Source organism: Verrucosispora sp. WMMC514, from assembly GCF_027497295.1.
Taxonomy (GTDB): domain Bacteria; phylum Actinomycetota; class Actinomycetes; order Mycobacteriales; family Micromonosporaceae; genus Micromonospora; species Micromonospora palythoicola.
The window spans coordinates 2523527-2538705 of sequence record NZ_CP114906.1 but is presented as its reverse complement, the minus strand read 5'-3'; the positions used below and the strand labels follow the sequence as shown (position 1 = coordinate 2538705).

17 protein-coding genes are annotated in these 15179 nt (G+C 72.0%); 6 read left to right on the top strand and 11 right to left on the bottom strand.

Annotated features, from left to right (window positions below; all coding sequences use genetic code 11):
- Nucleotides 1–47 precede the first annotated feature (47 nt).
- Nucleotides 48–1127, top strand: a complete 1080-nt coding sequence (locus O7597_RS11355; RefSeq protein ID WP_281582693.1) for a hypothetical protein — start codon at nucleotides 48–50, stop codon at nucleotides 1125–1127.
- Nucleotides 1128–1133: 6 nt separating this feature from the next.
- On the opposite strand, the gene O7597_RS11350 is transcribed toward O7597_RS11355, so the two are convergent.
- The 3 genes from O7597_RS11350 to O7597_RS11340 form a co-directional block, all read right to left on the bottom strand.
- Nucleotides 1134–2090, bottom strand: coding sequence for a zinc-binding dehydrogenase (locus O7597_RS11350; protein WP_281582692.1), 957 nt, complete (start codon nucleotides 2088–2090; stop codon nucleotides 1134–1136).
- A gap of 115 nt (nucleotides 2091–2205) precedes the next feature.
- Entirely contained in the window at nucleotides 2206–4122 is a 1917-nt protein-coding gene (locus O7597_RS11345; protein ID WP_281582691.1) for a beta-propeller domain-containing protein, read from the bottom strand.
- A 58-nt stretch (nucleotides 4123–4180) separates the two neighbouring features.
- A complete protein-coding gene (locus O7597_RS11340; protein WP_164448819.1) occupies nucleotides 4181–4639 on the bottom strand; it encodes an Lrp/AsnC family transcriptional regulator in 459 nt (152 codons plus the stop codon).
- A gap of 59 nt (nucleotides 4640–4698) precedes the next feature.
- Between O7597_RS11340 and ddaH the strand changes: the two genes are divergently transcribed.
- Nucleotides 4699–5532: a dimethylargininase gene (gene ddaH, locus O7597_RS11335; protein ID WP_348650799.1), complete on the top strand. Its 834-nt coding sequence runs from the start codon at nucleotides 4699–4701 to the stop codon at nucleotides 5530–5532.
- Between the two features lie 60 nt (nucleotides 5533–5592).
- Here ddaH and O7597_RS11330 read toward each other — a convergent pair whose 3' ends face one another.
- On the bottom strand, nucleotides 5593–6792 hold the full coding sequence (locus O7597_RS11330) for an ABC transporter substrate-binding protein (RefSeq protein ID WP_269740604.1): 1200 nt from the start codon (nucleotides 6790–6792) through the stop codon (nucleotides 5593–5595).
- 77 nt (nucleotides 6793–6869) lie between these two features.
- Entirely contained in the window at nucleotides 6870–7667 is a 798-nt protein-coding gene (locus tag O7597_RS11325; RefSeq protein WP_269740605.1) for a prolyl oligopeptidase family serine peptidase, read from the bottom strand.
- 100 nt (nucleotides 7668–7767) lie between these two features.
- Here O7597_RS11325 and O7597_RS11320 point away from each other — a divergent pair, with 100 nt between their 5' ends.
- Entirely contained in the window at nucleotides 7768–8370 is a 603-nt protein-coding gene (locus O7597_RS11320) for a bacterial proteasome activator family protein (RefSeq protein ID WP_269742697.1), read from the top strand.
- Between the two features lie 48 nt (nucleotides 8371–8418).
- Here the strand turns inward: O7597_RS11320 and O7597_RS11315 are convergent, their stop codons facing one another.
- The 3 genes from O7597_RS11315 to O7597_RS11305 form a co-directional block, all read right to left on the bottom strand.
- Nucleotides 8419–9231 carry an HAD family hydrolase gene (locus tag O7597_RS11315; RefSeq protein ID WP_269740606.1) on the bottom strand — a complete coding sequence of 271 codons (813 nt, stop codon included), beginning with the start codon at nucleotides 9229–9231 and terminating at the stop codon, nucleotides 8419–8421.
- Entirely contained in the window at nucleotides 9231–10052 is an 822-nt protein-coding gene (locus tag O7597_RS11310) for an HAD-IIB family hydrolase (RefSeq protein WP_269740607.1), read from the bottom strand. Before O7597_RS11310 ends, O7597_RS11315 begins: the two co-directional genes overlap by 1 nt.
- A 176-nt stretch (nucleotides 10053–10228) precedes the next feature.
- Nucleotides 10229–10942 carry a hypothetical protein gene (locus tag O7597_RS11305; protein WP_281582690.1) on the bottom strand — a complete coding sequence of 238 codons (714 nt, stop codon included), beginning with the start codon at nucleotides 10940–10942 and terminating at the stop codon, nucleotides 10229–10231.
- Between the two features lie 156 nt (nucleotides 10943–11098).
- On the opposite strand from O7597_RS11305, the gene O7597_RS11300 reads away from it, so the two are divergent.
- From O7597_RS11300 to O7597_RS11290, 3 genes are all read left to right on the top strand, one after another.
- Complete coding sequence (locus O7597_RS11300; RefSeq protein ID WP_269740609.1) at nucleotides 11099–11530, top strand: OsmC family protein; 432 nt, start codon at nucleotides 11099–11101, stop codon at nucleotides 11528–11530.
- 128 nt (nucleotides 11531–11658) lie between these two features.
- A complete protein-coding gene (locus tag O7597_RS11295) occupies nucleotides 11659–12003 on the top strand; it encodes a metallopeptidase family protein (RefSeq protein WP_216592783.1) in 345 nt (114 codons plus the stop codon).
- A gap of 68 nt (nucleotides 12004–12071) precedes the next feature.
- A complete protein-coding gene (locus O7597_RS11290) occupies nucleotides 12072–12788 on the top strand; it encodes an AIM24 family protein (protein WP_164448827.1) in 717 nt (238 codons plus the stop codon).
- Nucleotides 12789–12864: 76 nt separating this feature from the next.
- On the opposite strand, the gene pheA is transcribed toward O7597_RS11290, so the two are convergent.
- The 3 genes from pheA to O7597_RS11275 are packed head-to-tail and all read right to left on the bottom strand — an operon-like array spanning nucleotide 12865 to nucleotide 15017.
- A complete protein-coding gene (pheA, locus tag O7597_RS11285) occupies nucleotides 12865–13821 on the bottom strand; it encodes a prephenate dehydratase (protein ID WP_269740610.1) in 957 nt (318 codons plus the stop codon).
- Between the two features lie 9 nt (nucleotides 13822–13830).
- The gene (locus tag O7597_RS11280) at nucleotides 13831–14511 is read right to left on the bottom strand and encodes a hypothetical protein (RefSeq protein ID WP_348650798.1); all 681 of its coding nucleotides are present in this window, start codon (nucleotides 14509–14511) and stop codon (nucleotides 13831–13833) included.
- Between the two features lie 47 nt (nucleotides 14512–14558).
- Nucleotides 14559–15017, bottom strand: a complete 459-nt coding sequence (locus O7597_RS11275) for a PAS domain-containing protein (protein WP_269740611.1) — start codon at nucleotides 15015–15017, stop codon at nucleotides 14559–14561.
- Nucleotides 15018–15179 lie beyond the last annotated feature (162 nt).

Genomic DNA, 15179 nt, shown 5'->3' with positions numbered 1-15179 from the left:
TCCCGGCAGCCTGCTGGGTAGGGTGACCGGAACGGACGGAGGCGATCATGACGGCTGACCACCCCTCGGCACCGCCCGGCACGCCGGCGCACCACGAGTCGATCCTGCTCGACGAGCCGAGCACGGCCGACCTGCGGGCGAAGGTGACCGAGGCGTGGCGGGACTTCGCCCGGGCGCTGGCGGAGCGGCTGTCCACGCTGCCGCCGGGCGCGGAGGCGGCCCTGACCCTCGACCCGACCGCCTCCGGCACCGACGACGCGGTCTACTCCGTCTACGTCGAGGTACGCGGCGACGGAAGGTTCGCCGCCCGGGCAGTGGGCAACGCGGCCCTGCCGCAGGGGTACCGGCTGGACCGGGCGGCCGTCGCCGACATGGTCGCGCTGGGCTGGTCACCGCCGGGTGTGGTGGACGGCTCGGGGGACCACTTCGGGTTGGACGCACCGGCGGACGGAGCCGCCCGGCTGGCCGCGCTGCTCTCCCGTACCCTGCGCGACATCTACGGTGCCCCGCACCCGGCCTTTCTGGTGTACGCATTCGCCGACGGCGAGGGCGAGCCGATTCCTGGCGAGGCGTTGGGGACGGCCCGCAGTGAGGTGAACCTGGCGCGGGAGATCGGCACCGAGCTGGAGAAGGCGCTGGCGGCGACCGACGAGGCCGATGCCGACACCGAGGTGCTGGATCTGGCCGAGCGGGTACGCACGGTCGTCTCGACCATGCTCAAGTCGGACTCCGACCGGCTCCAGGTCGACTCGGACGGCGACATCAACATCCGGGCCGGCTCGGCGATGGTCTTCGTCCGGGTGCGGGACAATCCGCCACTCGTCGACGTCTTCTCGCCGGTGCTGACCGAGGTCGAGCCGACCGAGCGGCTGTACGTGAAGCTCTCCGAGCTGACCAACCGGATGCCGATCGGGCGCCTCTACTGTGCCGACGACACGGTGTGGGCGTCGATCCCGGTCTTCGGCCGCAACTTCCAGCCGACCCACCTGATGCTCGCGGTGCAGGTGATGACCGGGCTCGCGGACGAGCTGGACGACCGCCTGCACGGCGAGTTCGGCGGTAAGCGGTTCTTCGGCGAGGGCGACAAGCCGGGCCGCGGCGAGCACCGCACCGGCATGTACCTCTGAGGGCGGTCAGCGCACGTCGAGCAGGGTCTTGCCGACCGTCGACCGGGCCTCGATGGCCGCGTGCGCCTCGGCCGCCCGAGCCAACGGGAAACGCTGGCCGATCACCGGGCGCAGCCGCCCGGCCGCGCCCTCCGCCAGCGCCCGCTCGGTGTACGCCCGCAGCTGGGCGGGGGTCGGCGTCGGCCGGACCAGCGTCACGCCCCGCTCGGCGGCGGCCCGCTCGTCGATGCCCGCCCACTCACCGCTGGCCAGCCCGAAGCTGAGCATCCGCCCGTCCCGGTCGAGCAGGTCGAACGCGTCCCGCCCGACCGTGCCCCCCACCCCGTCGAAGACCACGTCGACGGCACCGGTCGCCGACCGTACCCGCCCGACCCAGTCCGGCTGCCGGTAGTCGACGGCGATCTCGGTGCCCAGCGGAGGCAGCAGGGCGACCTTGCGGGTACCGCCGGCGAGGCCGACCACCCGTGCTCCGGCGGCTGCGGCGAGCTGGACGAGCAGGCTGCCCACCCCACCGGCGGCGGCCTCGATCAGCACCCGGTCTCCCGACCGGACATCGGCCGCCTCGGCGAGCATCAAGGCCGTACGCCCGTCGGCGAGCAGGGCGACCGCCTGGTCGAGCGGCAGCCCGTCCGGCACCACCACCGGCAGCGCCGCGTCCACCACGACCCGCTCGGCGTACGCGCCGGTGCCGCCGGTGCCGCTGACCACCTGTCGGCCGACCAGGTCCGGGTCGACGCCCGGTCCGACGTCGTCGATCAGACCGCCGACGCCGTTGCCCGGGATCACCGGCAGCGTCGCGCCCGACGGGCCGAAGCCCGTCGCCCGGAACTGGGTCTCCACGAAGGTGATGTTGGTGTGTACGACGTCGATCAGCACCTGTCCCGGTCCGGGCACGGGATCGGGTGCGGTACCCGGCACCAGCTTCTCCGGACCGCCGAACTCGTGGATCCACACCGCCCGCATGACTCCCCCTTCACCGCCGCTTCCGCCGAGTCGACCAGTTGAAGCGTGGTTGAGGTCAAGGCGGGTGGGGCCCGGAAACCCCGAGAAACCGGGCCCCACCCGCGGGGAGGAAGGTTCAGGTTGCGGCGATCCAGGCCAGGCTCCGGGCCGACGCCGGGTCGGTGGCGCGCAGGCCCGCCTCGGAGACCGTCCAGAGCACGTCGCCGACCACGAGGGACCGTCGTACCGGCGGGTGCCACTGCCGCCGGCTGCTGTCGCCGCCGACCGGGTGGGTCACCTCGCCGATCTCGCCGATGGTGTCGCCGCTGACCCGCAGCAGCCGGACACCGGCGTCGACCGGCAGCGCCACCAGGCCGGTGTCCGGGCGGTACAGGAAGGCGTGCGGGTCGTGCTCGGCGTAGGACCACCCGCCGGGCAGGTGCCACTGGTCCAACCGGTCCGGCCGGGTGGGATCACCGACGTCGAAGAGCGAGACCTGCACTCCCTTGGTCCTGCCCCGGGCGTCGGCCTCCTGACCGACGCCCAGCAGGCGCCCCTCGGACAGCGGATGCAGGTACGCGGAGTAGCCGGTGATCTTCAGCTCGCCGGTGACCACGGGTGCGGCCGGGTCGGCGAGGTCGAGCGCGTAGAGCGGATCGGTCTGCCGGAACGTCACGACGTACGCGACCGGGCCGAGGTAGCGCACCGAGTAGATCCGCTCACCCCGCCCGAGGCCGCCGACCGCGCCGACCGGCACCAGCGCCCCGTCGTCGTGGCGTAGCACCCGAACCGCCGACTCGGATTCGCTGCCGTCGTCCCGGAATTCGCCGGTGGTGGTGGCCACCCGAAGGTGTCCCGCCCACTCGGAGAGCGCGTACTGGTTGATCAGTCGGCCGGGGACCGAACCGGCGGCCAGGAAGCGGGGACGCCCCGGCGCGGCGGTGTCGAACTGGTAGATGTCGGTGACCGCCTCGGCCGACGACGGCCGCCAGCGCGGCTTACCGGTGATCGGCTCCGGACGCGGACCCGCCAGGTAGAGGCTGGTCGCCGTGCCGTAGACGGTGTCGGCGTCGGCGGCCACCGAGACCGGATCACCGTCGCCCAGCCGGTCGCGGGTGAGATCGAAGCTGAGCACGGTGAGGGTGGACCAGCCGGTCATCCGCTCGGGTCGACTGAGCCGGTCGCAGCCGACCCGACCGGTGTGCCGCTCCGGTCCGGCGGTCCACTCGTACTCCGGCAGCCACGCCTCGACACCGGCCCGGGCGATCACCTGGCGGTTGCGTTCGGTGCGGACCTGGTCGGTGCCCTCGGCCGCCAGCGGGAATTCCAACTGGGCGTACGAACGGACCGCGACCCGGGCCGTGTCGCCGGTGAGCCGGGCGTCGACCGTGCTGCCCTGGATGCGGTACGTGCCGAGCACCACGGGACGACCGGACAGGCCGATCAGCAGCAGGCGGGCGCCGCCGGGACGCCTGATCGAGCGCAGCGCGTCGGCCGGACGCGGCGGATCCTCGCCGAGCACCAGCGCGCGGTCGCCGAGCAGCAACAGCCGGTGGTCCTGCCAGCGCAGTTCCTCCCGACCGCCGGCCAGGTCGAGTCGCCCGGTGACGCGGCGGCTCACCGGATCGACCACCCGCAACACCCCGCCGGTGACGGTGACGATCCGTCGGCCGTCGGTCTTCACCAGGTCGGGTTCGTCGGCGCCGGCCTCGTGGTTGTTCGTCGTCGAATAGTCTGCCCCGGCGGCGTCTGCCGGGGCTCCGGCGAAGGTGCGGGCCGCCGACTCCGCGCCACCGATCGCCGCCGTCCGGTCGCCGAACAGCGCCACGTCACCGGCGAAGCCGTACGGGCCGACCGAGGCGGTGGCCGCCGCCCGCAGCTCCGTGAGGGCGTCGGCGCAGGAGTCGAAGGAGACCAGGCCGACCGGCACCATCGGTGCTCCGGTGGTGTCCGGTCCGGTCGGCGGAGGTTGCGTCACGGTCATGCTGCCGGCGAGCAGAGCGAGCGCGACAAGCGAACCGCCCGCCGTGGCGACCTTGGTTCCCCGTTCCATGGCCGATTCGACGCGGTGGCTCCGCGTTCGGTTCCAGCCCGAATGGGCTGTTGCGGCTTCAGCCGGTGGAGGGGCCCACGCCGGGAGACTCGACCAGCCGGGAGAGCACGATGGTGCTGCGGCTGGAGGTCACGAACGTCTCGGCCCGCAGCCGCTCCAGCGCCTCCTCAAGGTGGGCGATGTCGGCGGCCCGCAGGTGCACCAGGGCGTCGGCCTCCCCGGAGACGGTGTACGCACCGACCACCTCGGGATGACGGCGCACGGCGGCGCCGATCTGCGCCGGGGTGGTCCGTCCGGCACAGAACAGCTCCACGAAGGCCTCGGTGGTCCAGCCGACCGAGGCCGGATCCACGATGGCCGTGAATCCCCGGATCACGCCGGCGGACCGCAGTCGATCGACCCGCCGTTTCACCGCCGGAGCCGAGAGCGACACCCGGGTGCCGATGTCGGCGTACGAGGCGCGGGCGTCCGCGACGAGCAACGCAATGATTCGCTGGTCAACGGCGTCGATCTGCAATGTTCCGCCTCTGGGAAGCAATGTTTGCGGCTGTTACCAAAGTTCTACCCTACCTACTCTTGGTGACCGTGAACCAGCAGCGCGTGCCGCGAAAGCGGACATATCTCATGTGCTCCCCCGAGCACTTCGCGGTCGAGTACGCGATCAACCCGTGGATGGACGTGACCGCCACGGTCGACGTGGAGCTGGCGGTCAAGCAGTGGGACCGCCTGCGGGAGACCCTGGTCGACCTCGGCCACGAGGTGCATCTGCTGGTACCGGAACCAGGTCTGCCCGACATGGTCTACGCGGCCAACGGTGCGTTCATGGTCGACGGCACGGTCTACGGGGCTCGGTTCAAGCACCAGCAGCGGGCCGCCGAGGCGGCCACGCACCGGGCCTTCCACGAGTCGCAGGGCTGGCGGTTCATCGCGCCGAACGAGACGAACGAGGGCGAGGGCGACTTCGCGTACCTGCCGGAGGCGCACGGCGGGCTGATTTTGGCCGGGCACGGCTTCCGTACCGAGTTGCCGGCGCACGCCGAGGCACAGGAGGCGCTCGGTCGGCCGGTGATCTCACTGCGGTTGGTCGACCCGCGCTTCTACCACCTGGACGTGGCGCTCGCCTCGATCGACGACGGGAACGTCGTCTACTACCCCGGTGCCTTCTCCGCCGCCAGTCAGCGGGTGCTCGCCCAGCTCTTCCCGGACGCGGTGCTGGCGGACGACGAGGATGCCCTCGCCTTCGGGCTGAACCTGGTCAGCGACGGCGCCAACGTGGTGCTCAACAGCGAGGCCACCCGGCTCGCCGGTCGGCTCAAGGTGGCCGGCTACACCCCGGTGCCGGTGGAGCTGGCCGAGCTGAAGAAGGGCGGTGGCAGCGTGAAGTGCTGCGTCGCCGAGCTCCGACACTGAGCCCAGGCAGAGCGACGAGGCCGTCCCCGGACCGGGGACGGCCTCGTTTCCGTCGCACAGTCAGCCGAGCGTGGCCAACTCGTTGACCAGCACGTTCGACACCACCTGGCCGTCGCGCTGCACCTCGCGCAGGTACCACTTCTGCTGCGGCGTACGCGGCTGGTTGAACTGCCAGGCACCGCGTGGACTGTCGATCTGCCCGATCCGGCCCAGCGCGAGGTTCACCTGCTGCGGGGTGGGCGCCTCGCCGGCGAGACGGATCGCCTGGTCGAGCACCTTGGCCGCGTCGTACGAGGCCATCGCGTACGTGGTCGGCGAGGTGTTGTGCTTCTTGCGGTAGGCCGAGGCGAACCGGCGGTTGGCGGCGTTGTTGAGGTCGGCGGAGTAGTTCAATGCGGTGCGGATGCCGAGTGCGTCGCTCGTCGGGCGGATGTCCTCCAGCACCGAGCCTTCGGTGAGGAAACCGGGGGCGTAGATCCGGCCCCGGAACCCGGCGTCGCGCAGCTGCATGATGAACTCCACTGCCGCCGTGCCGGAGTAGAAGCAGAAGACGACCGACGGGTTGCCGGCCAGCGCGCGGTTGATGTCCGAGACGTAGGTGGTCCTGCTGGGACTGCTGTCGCCGGAGGTCCAGACCACCGGGGAGGCGATCCGCGGGTCGGATTCGCCGAACTCCTCGCGGAACCCACGGAGCACGTCCTCGACGCCGAGAACCCCTTCCGGCAGGATCGTGGCGACCCGGTCGGAGGCGGCGAGTTCGTCCTTCAGGTAGCGACCGAGCGCCCGGCCCGCCTCGTCCAGCACGTACGAGGTACGCCAGATGTACACGACGCTCTGCAGGCTCGGCGGGGAGGCGTTGGAACCGATCAACGGAACTCGGGCCTGTTCCACGATGTCCCGGATCCCGAACATCACCGCCGAGCTGGCGACCCCGGTCAGGGCGAGGACGCCCTGCTTGAGCAGTCCCTCGACGGCGGCCTGTCCGGACTTGACGTCGTCGCCCTCGTCGGCCGTGATCAGGTCGACCGGGTGGCCGCCGAGCTGCCTGTCGTTCAGGTCCAGGTACAGCTCGAAGCCGTTGCCGAGTTCGTCGCCGACGGCCTTGCCCGCACCGGACTGTGGCGCGATGAGCCCGATCTTGATCGGGCTCGCTGAGCTGGTGGCCTCGGGCTCGGCGTCGGAGCCGCACCCGGCGACGAGTCCGCTCGTACCGATCGCGGCCAGCAGCTGGAGTGCCCGCCTGCGGTTCATCTGCGACACCGGGTTCCCTTCGAATGTGTTGCCGGGCGCATCCGCCCCTTCGGCGTTCTACCTGCTCGGCGACGCTGCGTCAATGGCTAGTGATCTTCGTGCAGAGACCGCAACGCGGCGGTAACTTCCGGCCATGCGGACGAGCCGGGGGCGATAAGACCGAAATGCTCGCAATCTGGCAGCTCAATCAGGCGGATATCGGTGCCCGCGGCGCGGGCGGAAGCCACGTAATTTCGAGATAGGTCGATGGGTACCTGCTGATCCAGCGTGCCGTGCATCACTACCGTGCGTGGCCGCAGGGGAACCAGGGACCGTGGATCCGTGGTCGCGTACCGCTCCGGCACGTCGGCCGGGCCGCCGCCGAGCAGCGCGGCCACCGCACCGGCGTCCAGGTCCAGCCGGTACGCCTCGGCCAGGTCGGCGACCGGGGCGAGGGCCAGCACCCCGCCGACGGCACCGGGTGCGTGGGCCGCCGCGTACAACGCGAGGTGCCCGCCGGCCGAGTGACCGAGCAGCAGCGGGGCCGTCGAGGCGATCCGGTCCGACAGTGCGGACTCGGCCAGCCGGGGCAGCGCGGAGACTCCGGCCAGCACGTCGGTGAGGGTGCCGGGCCAGCCACCACCGGGCTGCCCGGTCCGCCGGTACTCCAACTGGGCCACCGGGTAGCCGCTCGCGGCCAGTGCGCTCGCCAGCGGCCCGGTGTGCCGCCGGTCGTACTCCGCACGCCAGAAACCGCCGTGCACCACCACCACCAGCGGCCGGGGTGGCCCGGAGCCGGCCGGGCGGCGCAGGTCGGCGATCTGGTCCGGATGGTCGCCGTAGGCGACGGTGACGTCCGGTTCGGGCGCGGGGCGAGTCAGCACCGCCCGGGGATCGGAGGGCATCGGGCGACGGTAGCGCGGTTCACGACCAGCCGGGGGATGGGTGCCCGACCGGGGCCGCAGCAGCGGGCCGGCGGGCAGGGCGGGCGGCGACTGGGTAAAGATGGAGGGCATGACCGAAGCGCGCTCCGCTGGACAGAACGACGAGCCCGACCGGGACGGTGCCGGGCGGTCCGGAACCGTGGTGGTGGTCGGACCGGACGGCCGGCCCGTCGGCACCGTGCAGACCGAGGACGGACCCGGCGAGGATCCGTCGCGCCTGGTCGAACAGCCGGCCAAGGTGATGCGGATCGGCAGCATGATCAAGCAGCTGTTGGAGGAGGTCAAGGCCGCTCCCCTGGACGACGCCAGCCGGCACCGGATGCGGGAGATCCACCAACGGTCGATCGTCGAGCTGAAGGAGGGACTCGCCCCCGAGTTGCGCGAGGAACTGGAACGGATCTCGCTGCCGTTCTCCGAGGACCAGGCACCGAGTGAGGGCGAGCTGCGCATCGCCCACGCCCAGCTGGTCGGCTGGCTGGAAGGACTGTTCCACGGCATCCAGGCAGCGCTGGTCGCGCAGCAGATGGCGGCCCGGGTGCAACTGGAGCAGATGCGCTCCGGCCGGCAGGCGCTGCCCAGCGGACCGGCCGGGGCGATGCTGCCCGGGATGCCCGGCATGGGTCAGCCGAGTGGTGAAGGACACAGCACCGGCCAGTACCTCTGACCACCGTCCCGGTGCGGTCGCGCTCGCCGCGCGTCGCACCGGGACGACTCACCGCACTCCGAAGACCTTCTCCAGGTATGCGGCCACCCCGTCGGACGAGTTCGCCGGAGCGACCTCGTCGGCGATCGCCAGCACGTCCGGGTGCGCGTTGCCCACCGCGACGGCGCGTCCCGCCCAGGTGAGCATCGGCAGGTCGTTGGGCATGTCGCCGAAGGCCAGCACGTCCGGCGCCGCGACGCCGATGCGGTGGCAGTACCAGGCCAGGCCGGCGGCCTTCGTGACCCCCGCCGCCGAGATCTCCACCAGCCCGGAGTGCGAGGAGTGGGTGGCCTCCGCGAGCCCGGCGAGGGCGGCGGCGACCAGTCGGGTGAAGCGGTCCGGGTCCTGCTCACCGGCCCGCGCGAGCAGTTTGACCGCCGGCACCGACAACAGCTCCTCAGCGGTCTGCACGGCCCGGATCGCCTCGTCGTCGGCGTCCCACCGCAACGGGTAGTGCGCCTCGTGACGCATCTCCCGACCGTCGACGATCTCCACGGCCAGGCTCACCCCGGGTACCTCGGCCCGCAGGCGGCGGACCACCTCGGCGAGCAGTTCCGGGGCCAGCGGGTCGGCCCGCAGCACCTCGTCGGTGGTCGGGTCGTAGACCACCGCGCCGTTGGCGCAGACCGCCGGCAACGGCGCGGCCAGCTGGTCGTACACCAGCCGGAGCCAGCGGATCGGTCGGCCGGTGACCAGCACGACCGGCGTGCCCTGGTCGGAGATCCGGGCCAGCACCGCGGCGGTGCGGGCGCTGAGGGTGCGGTCGTCGCGCAGGAGTGTCCCGTCGATGTCGGTGGCGACCAGGTGTGGCGTGGAATCCATCACCGGGACAGTAGCCGGTCGAGATAGATCGCCACCCCGTCGTCGTCGTTGCGTAGGGTGATCTCGTCGGCGACCGCGCGCAGGCTCGGATGGGCGTTGGCCACGGCCACCCGCCCCCAGCCGGCCCACTCGAACATCGGCAGGTCGTTCGGCATGTCACCGAAGACCAGCACGTCCGCCGGGTCCACGCCGAGGGTCTGCGCGATGACACTGAGCCCGGACGCCTTGTCCACCCCGGGTGGGCAGATCTCGATGAAGCCCAGGCCCGCCTGGGTGAGGGTGGCGAGGTGCGGCGGGACGATCTCGCGGGCGGTGGCCAGCAGCTCGTCCACGTGGTGGTCGGCGGTACGCGCGAACGCCTTGATCACGTCACCGGCGAGGCACTCGGCGCGGCTGCGCACCTCGAACGCGTCCTGATAGGGCCAGGCGGGGTGGTAGTCACCCCAGAGCGGGGCGTCGTGCTCGTCCGACGCCTCGACCATGACCGTCAGCGGGCCGACCGCGGCCTCCAGTTCGGCCAGCAGGACGGCCAGCACCTCGCTGGAGAGGCGTTCGTCACGGAGCACCACCGGTCCGTCCGGGTCGCTCTGGTCGACCACCCGGCCACCGCCCGCCAGCACGAGGAAATCGGCGGCGCGGATGTCGTTGCGGGTCAGTTCGGTGAGCCGGGGGCCGCGACCGGTGGCGCCGACCACCGGGATACCGGCGGCGCGTACCCGGTCGAGGACCTCGTGAGTGAAGGCCGACACGGTGTCGTCGCTGCGGACGAGCGTCCCGTCGAGGTCGGTGGCGATCAGCTTGGGCAGGCCCGGGCGGGTCATCGTTCCTCCTTCGCCCGCCGCCGTCGCGACCAGCCGTTCACCTCGTCGATTGGCGACCCGGCGTGACGGCGGGCAGCAACCGTACCTCGTGGAACCGGTCGCAACCATGGCTTCCAGGCGAATCGGGTGCCAACGGGCGACGCACCGGAGATGACCTCTCGACCAGGGGCGGAGGGTCAGTCGGGCGGTGCCTCCCGGGCGAAGGGCACCGTCGGTGTGACGGTGATGTCCGCAGGCGGGCGGTCCCCTTCCGGCTCCACGTCCGCCGGTGTCCGGCGACGGCGACGGCGCGGCCCGTCCACCTCTGGCCGGGCTTCGGCCGCTCCGGGCGAGGCCCGCAGGAGCGCGGCGGCGAACAGCCCGACGGCGACGAAGGCGACGATCAGGCCGCGGCCGTACTCGACGTCCACGGTCATTTCCGGGTTCAGGTACATCCCCCGTCCCAGCGTGTCGTCGAGCGCCGTCGCGGTCGTCGCCAGCAGCGCGAGCACACCCGCGGCGAGGGCGAGTCCGGCCACCCGGGCATTCGCCCGAACGGACTCCGTGCCGCGCAGCGCGAGCGCCACCGTGGCACCGAGCGCTAGCAGCCCGACCAGGTACGCCGAGCCCAGCCCGACGTCGGAGACGCCGCTTGTCACCTGGAGCGGGGTCGCCGGGTCCGGTCCGCCGTTGGGGATGGTGAGCGTCGACCATTCGCCCAGCAGCGACGCCAGGGCTGCCGCCGCACCGAGCCCGGCCAGCAGCACCGGCACCCGGTGGTCCCCGCCGAGGCCACCGAGAGCCCGCCGGAACCGGCCGGTCGCCGGCGACTCGTCCTCCGCACCCCACTCGATGACGCTGGCACTGTCGGAACGGTCGTCCTGACGGGGGATGGGGAGGTCGTGGGTCATCACTCACCCTCTCCTGGTGGCCGGGGCGCCGCGCGTCCGCCGCGCTGCGGGGTCCGGGTCGCATCATGACACAGCCGGGACGCGACGCCGAGGAACGACCACGTGGCCACCGGCGGTCGGTCGCCTGCCGGCCGCCGGTGGACTAGCGTCAGGTGCATGCCTATTCGTACCGCTTCCGCACGCTGGCAGGGCAACCTCACCGAGGGCTCCGGCACCATCCGCACCGGCAAGGGCGGCTTGGAGGGGAACTACTCCTTCAAGTCCCGCTTCGAGGAGGGTGAGGGCACCAACCCCGAGGAACTGATCGGTGCCGCCCACGCCGGCTGCTTCTCGATGGCCTTCTCCAAGGCGCTGGCCGACGCCGGCACGACGCCCACCTCCGTGGAGACCACCGCGAAGGTTCACCTCGACAAGACCGACGCCGGCATGACCGTGACCCGGATCGAGCTGGACACCGTCGGCGAGGTGCCCGGCATCGACGAGGGGCAGTTCGCCAAGCTGGCCGAGACCGCCAAGCAGAACTGCCCGATCTCCCGCCTGCTCTCGCCCGGCGCCGAGATCACCCTCACCGCCCGCCTCACCTCCTGACCAACCCCCTCTCCCTTCCGCGTCGATCTTGCGCTTCCGGTCGGCTCCGTTACGCGGCTTCTGTGCCGGTTCGCGGCGACCGGAAGTGCAAGATCGCGGGCGGGGTGGGGAAGAATGGGGGCGTGGCGGTGGAGATGGGGCGGGAGCGGTTCGAGGAGCTCGTGGGGGAGGCGCTCGACGAGGTTCCGGAGGAACTGCTGGCGCTGATGAACAACGTGGTGATCCTGGTCGAGGACGACCCGCCGCCCGGGGAGGATCTGCTCGGCCTGTACGAGGGACACGCGTTGACCGAGCGCGGCTGGGACTACGCGGGCGTACTGCCGGACCGGATCCTCATCTACCGCAATCCGATCCTGCGCATCTGTGCCAGCGACGAGGACGTGGTCGACGAGGTGGCCGTCACGGTGGTGCACGAGATCGCCCACCACTTCGGCATCGACGACGCGCGCCTGCACGAGCTGGGCTGGGGCTGAGGGCCGCCGCCCGGGGTTGCGGGCCGGCCCTACCGTCTCGGCCAGGTACGGCGAGTACGGGAGGAAACATGCGCAGCGAGCTGTTCTCGGCGGCGAATCTGGAGCAGGAGTCGACGCAACCCGGCATGCGGTTGCAGAACTCCAAGATGTTGAAGATCGAACTCGACGGTGAGGCGATGGCCCGGGTCGGCTCGATGGTGGCCTACCAGGGGCAGGTGCAGTTTCAGGCGCTCGGCTCCGGCGGACTGGGCAACTTCATCAAGCAGAAGCTCACCGGTGAGGGCGTACCGCTGATGAAACTCACCGGACGCGGCGACGTCTTCCTCGCCGACTTCGCCAAGGATGTGCACGTCATCGACCTGGAGCCGGGCGACGCCCTGTCCATCAACGGCTCGAGCGTGCTCGCCTTCGACGCCACCCTCCGTTATGACATCAAGATGGTCGGCGGGGCCGGCATGGCCTCGTCCGGCCTGTTCAACTGCGTCTTCACCGGGCACGGCAGGATCGCCGTCACCACCCGGGGGACGCCGGTCGTACTCAACGTCGACGCGCCCACCTACGTCGACCCGCAGGCCGCCGTCTGCTGGTCGGCGAGCCTGCAGACCGGCTACCACCGGGCCGACCAGCTCGGGCTCGGCACGCTGCTCGGCCGCACCACCGGTGAGGCGTACACGATGAGCTTCGCCGGTCACGGCTTCGTCGTCGTCCAGCCCTCCGAGGAGCCACCGATCATGGGTAGCGGCCAGCAGGACCAGGGCGGAGTGCTCGGCGGCCTGTTCCGGTAGCCGGTCCTGGCGGCGCTCACGCCGGCCGGCAAAGCCAGGGCCCGGTTGCGCCGGCAGGCGGCGCGCGCGGAGCCGCTCAGGTCAGCTCGCCCGCGCGTAGCCGGGCGAGCCAGGCCGCGGCGTCGGTGTAGTCCGCATCGGAAAGGCCTGCCGGTGCGGCCACCGGCCGTTCCCTGGTCGACGCGTCCCAGCGGTGTCGGGGATACGAGCCGAGGAAGCGTACGTCGGCGCAGATCCGGCGCAGCCCCTGCAACGCCTCGCCCATCCGCACATCGGCGACGTGACCGGTGCAGTCGAGGAAGAAGACGTACCGGCCGAGCGCCTCGCCCGTGGGCCGGGACTCGATCCGGGTCAGGTTGACCCCGCGGACCGCCAGCTCCATCAGCACGGACAGCAGCGCGCCCACCCGGTCGTGCGCGATGTAGACGGCGAGCGACGTCACGTCGTCGCCGGTGGGCGGCGGAGGTGGCCCGGGCCGCGACAACAGCGCGAAGCGGGTCACCGCGTCCGGATGGTCAGCGATCTTGTCAGCCAGGACGGCGAGCCGGTGTCGGGTCGCGCCGATGGGGGCGCAGATGGCCGCGTCGAACTCACCGTTGGCCGCGCCGGCCGCCGCCGCACCGTTGGACAGCACATCCACCACGACCGCGTCCGGCAGGTGCGTACGCAGCCAACCTCGGCACTGGGTGGACGCCTGGGGGTGGGCGGCGACGCTACGCACCGACGGCAGCAGGGTTCCCGCGCGTGCCCCGAGTACGAACTCCACCGGCAGGATCACTTCTCGGGTGATGACCAGCGGCTCGCCCTCGGCCAACTCGTCGAGGGTGACCCCGACCGCGCCGCCGATCGAATTCTCCAGGGGCACCAGAGCCGCGTCGGCCTCGGCGGCGCGGACCGCCTCCAGCGCCTCACCGACGCTGCGGGCCGACGTGCGGCTGCCCCGCTCTGCGGCCGGCAACGTACGCAGTGCCTGCTCGGCGAAGGTGCCCTCGGGACCGAGGTAGACGAAACGGGTCGGCGGCGTTCCCGGCATGTGCTCAGCCTACGCACCCGGAGTCGGCGACGAGCCCGACGGCGTGGGTGACGGGGTCGACGGCGTCGGGACCGGCACCGGAACACCGCCGTCACTGCCACAGGTCAACGCCTGGATACCGGGCGGACTGGCGACCCGCACCTCGGCCGTGCACACGTCGGTGCCGGCGGTCACCAGGCGCAGCGTTCCGGCCCGGTCCCGGGTGACCACCTGGAGCGGCTCGTAGCCGGCCACGTCGAGCGTGGTCAGGTGCCAGTCGGCGGCACACAACGGACCCTTGCTGACGCTGACCCGGGCGCTGCCGGGCAGCAGCCCACGTCGACCCCGCACCAACTCGATGATCCGTTTCGCGGACGGTTCCCCGGTGCAGGCCACCGCGACCAACCCGGGGTCGGCCGACGGCATGGTCGGAACGGCGCCGGGAAGTGCGCCGAACGACGGGGTGGCGGGGCTGGTCGGGCTGCTCGGTGTCCGGGTGGGCGCCAGGGTCGGCAGGCCGCCGCTGTCGCGGACCTCCGGGGGCGCGCCGCATCCGACGGTCAGCAGTGCGGCCAGCATGGTGACACCGACCAGTCGGCGGTGCCGCCGGCCGAGGCGGAGGGCCACGTGGGCACCGGAACGGAAGCCGGTGGTCGTCCGGCCGGGGACGGCGTGGAACGGCGAGGAGGGCGGCACGGGGGTGGTCCTCATGACGGGAGACACGGACTGGCGGGGGCCGAGCCCATGGTAGGAGGAAGTCAGACCTCGGAGAAGAAGGTGAGGGAGCCGGCCACCGCGCCGTCGGCGACCACGGGGGTGGAGATCGCGTCCACCGTCGCGTCCGGTGCGTCCTCCGTCGCCGCCTCGATCCGGAGCAGACCACGAGCCAGCCGGCCGGAGGTGAGCGCCAGCAGCGGCGGAATCTTGTCGATCTCGGGCTCGGCCAACTCGCCCCGGTAGGCGGTGAAGTCGAGCAGCCGCAGCCCGCCGTCGAGCAGCGGCAGACCGATCACGTCCTCCGGTGCGCCCAGTTGGAGCAGCTCACAACCGGCGGCGGAGACGGCCAGCACCCGGGTCTCGGCGTCGATCAGCAGGCAGGGCTCGTGCGCACTGGAGACCGTGGCCGACCAGCGGCTGATGTTGTCGCACTCAGGCTCTGTCGGTGTCCCCCCGGAGGGCGCGAACACTTCCGATAGCGAGAGTTCGACGTGGGCCACCGAGCCTCCTATGCACACCGACGATGCGTCCACGCTAGCCGGTCGCGGCAGCGACCGCCGACCGCGTTGGGCGTACGGTTGCGTCGGTGTCGATCAGTGCCCGGTCGGCGACGGCGCGGGCCGGCGGGAGCTGGGCCGCCCCGGCCGCGTGGCGTCGCCGCT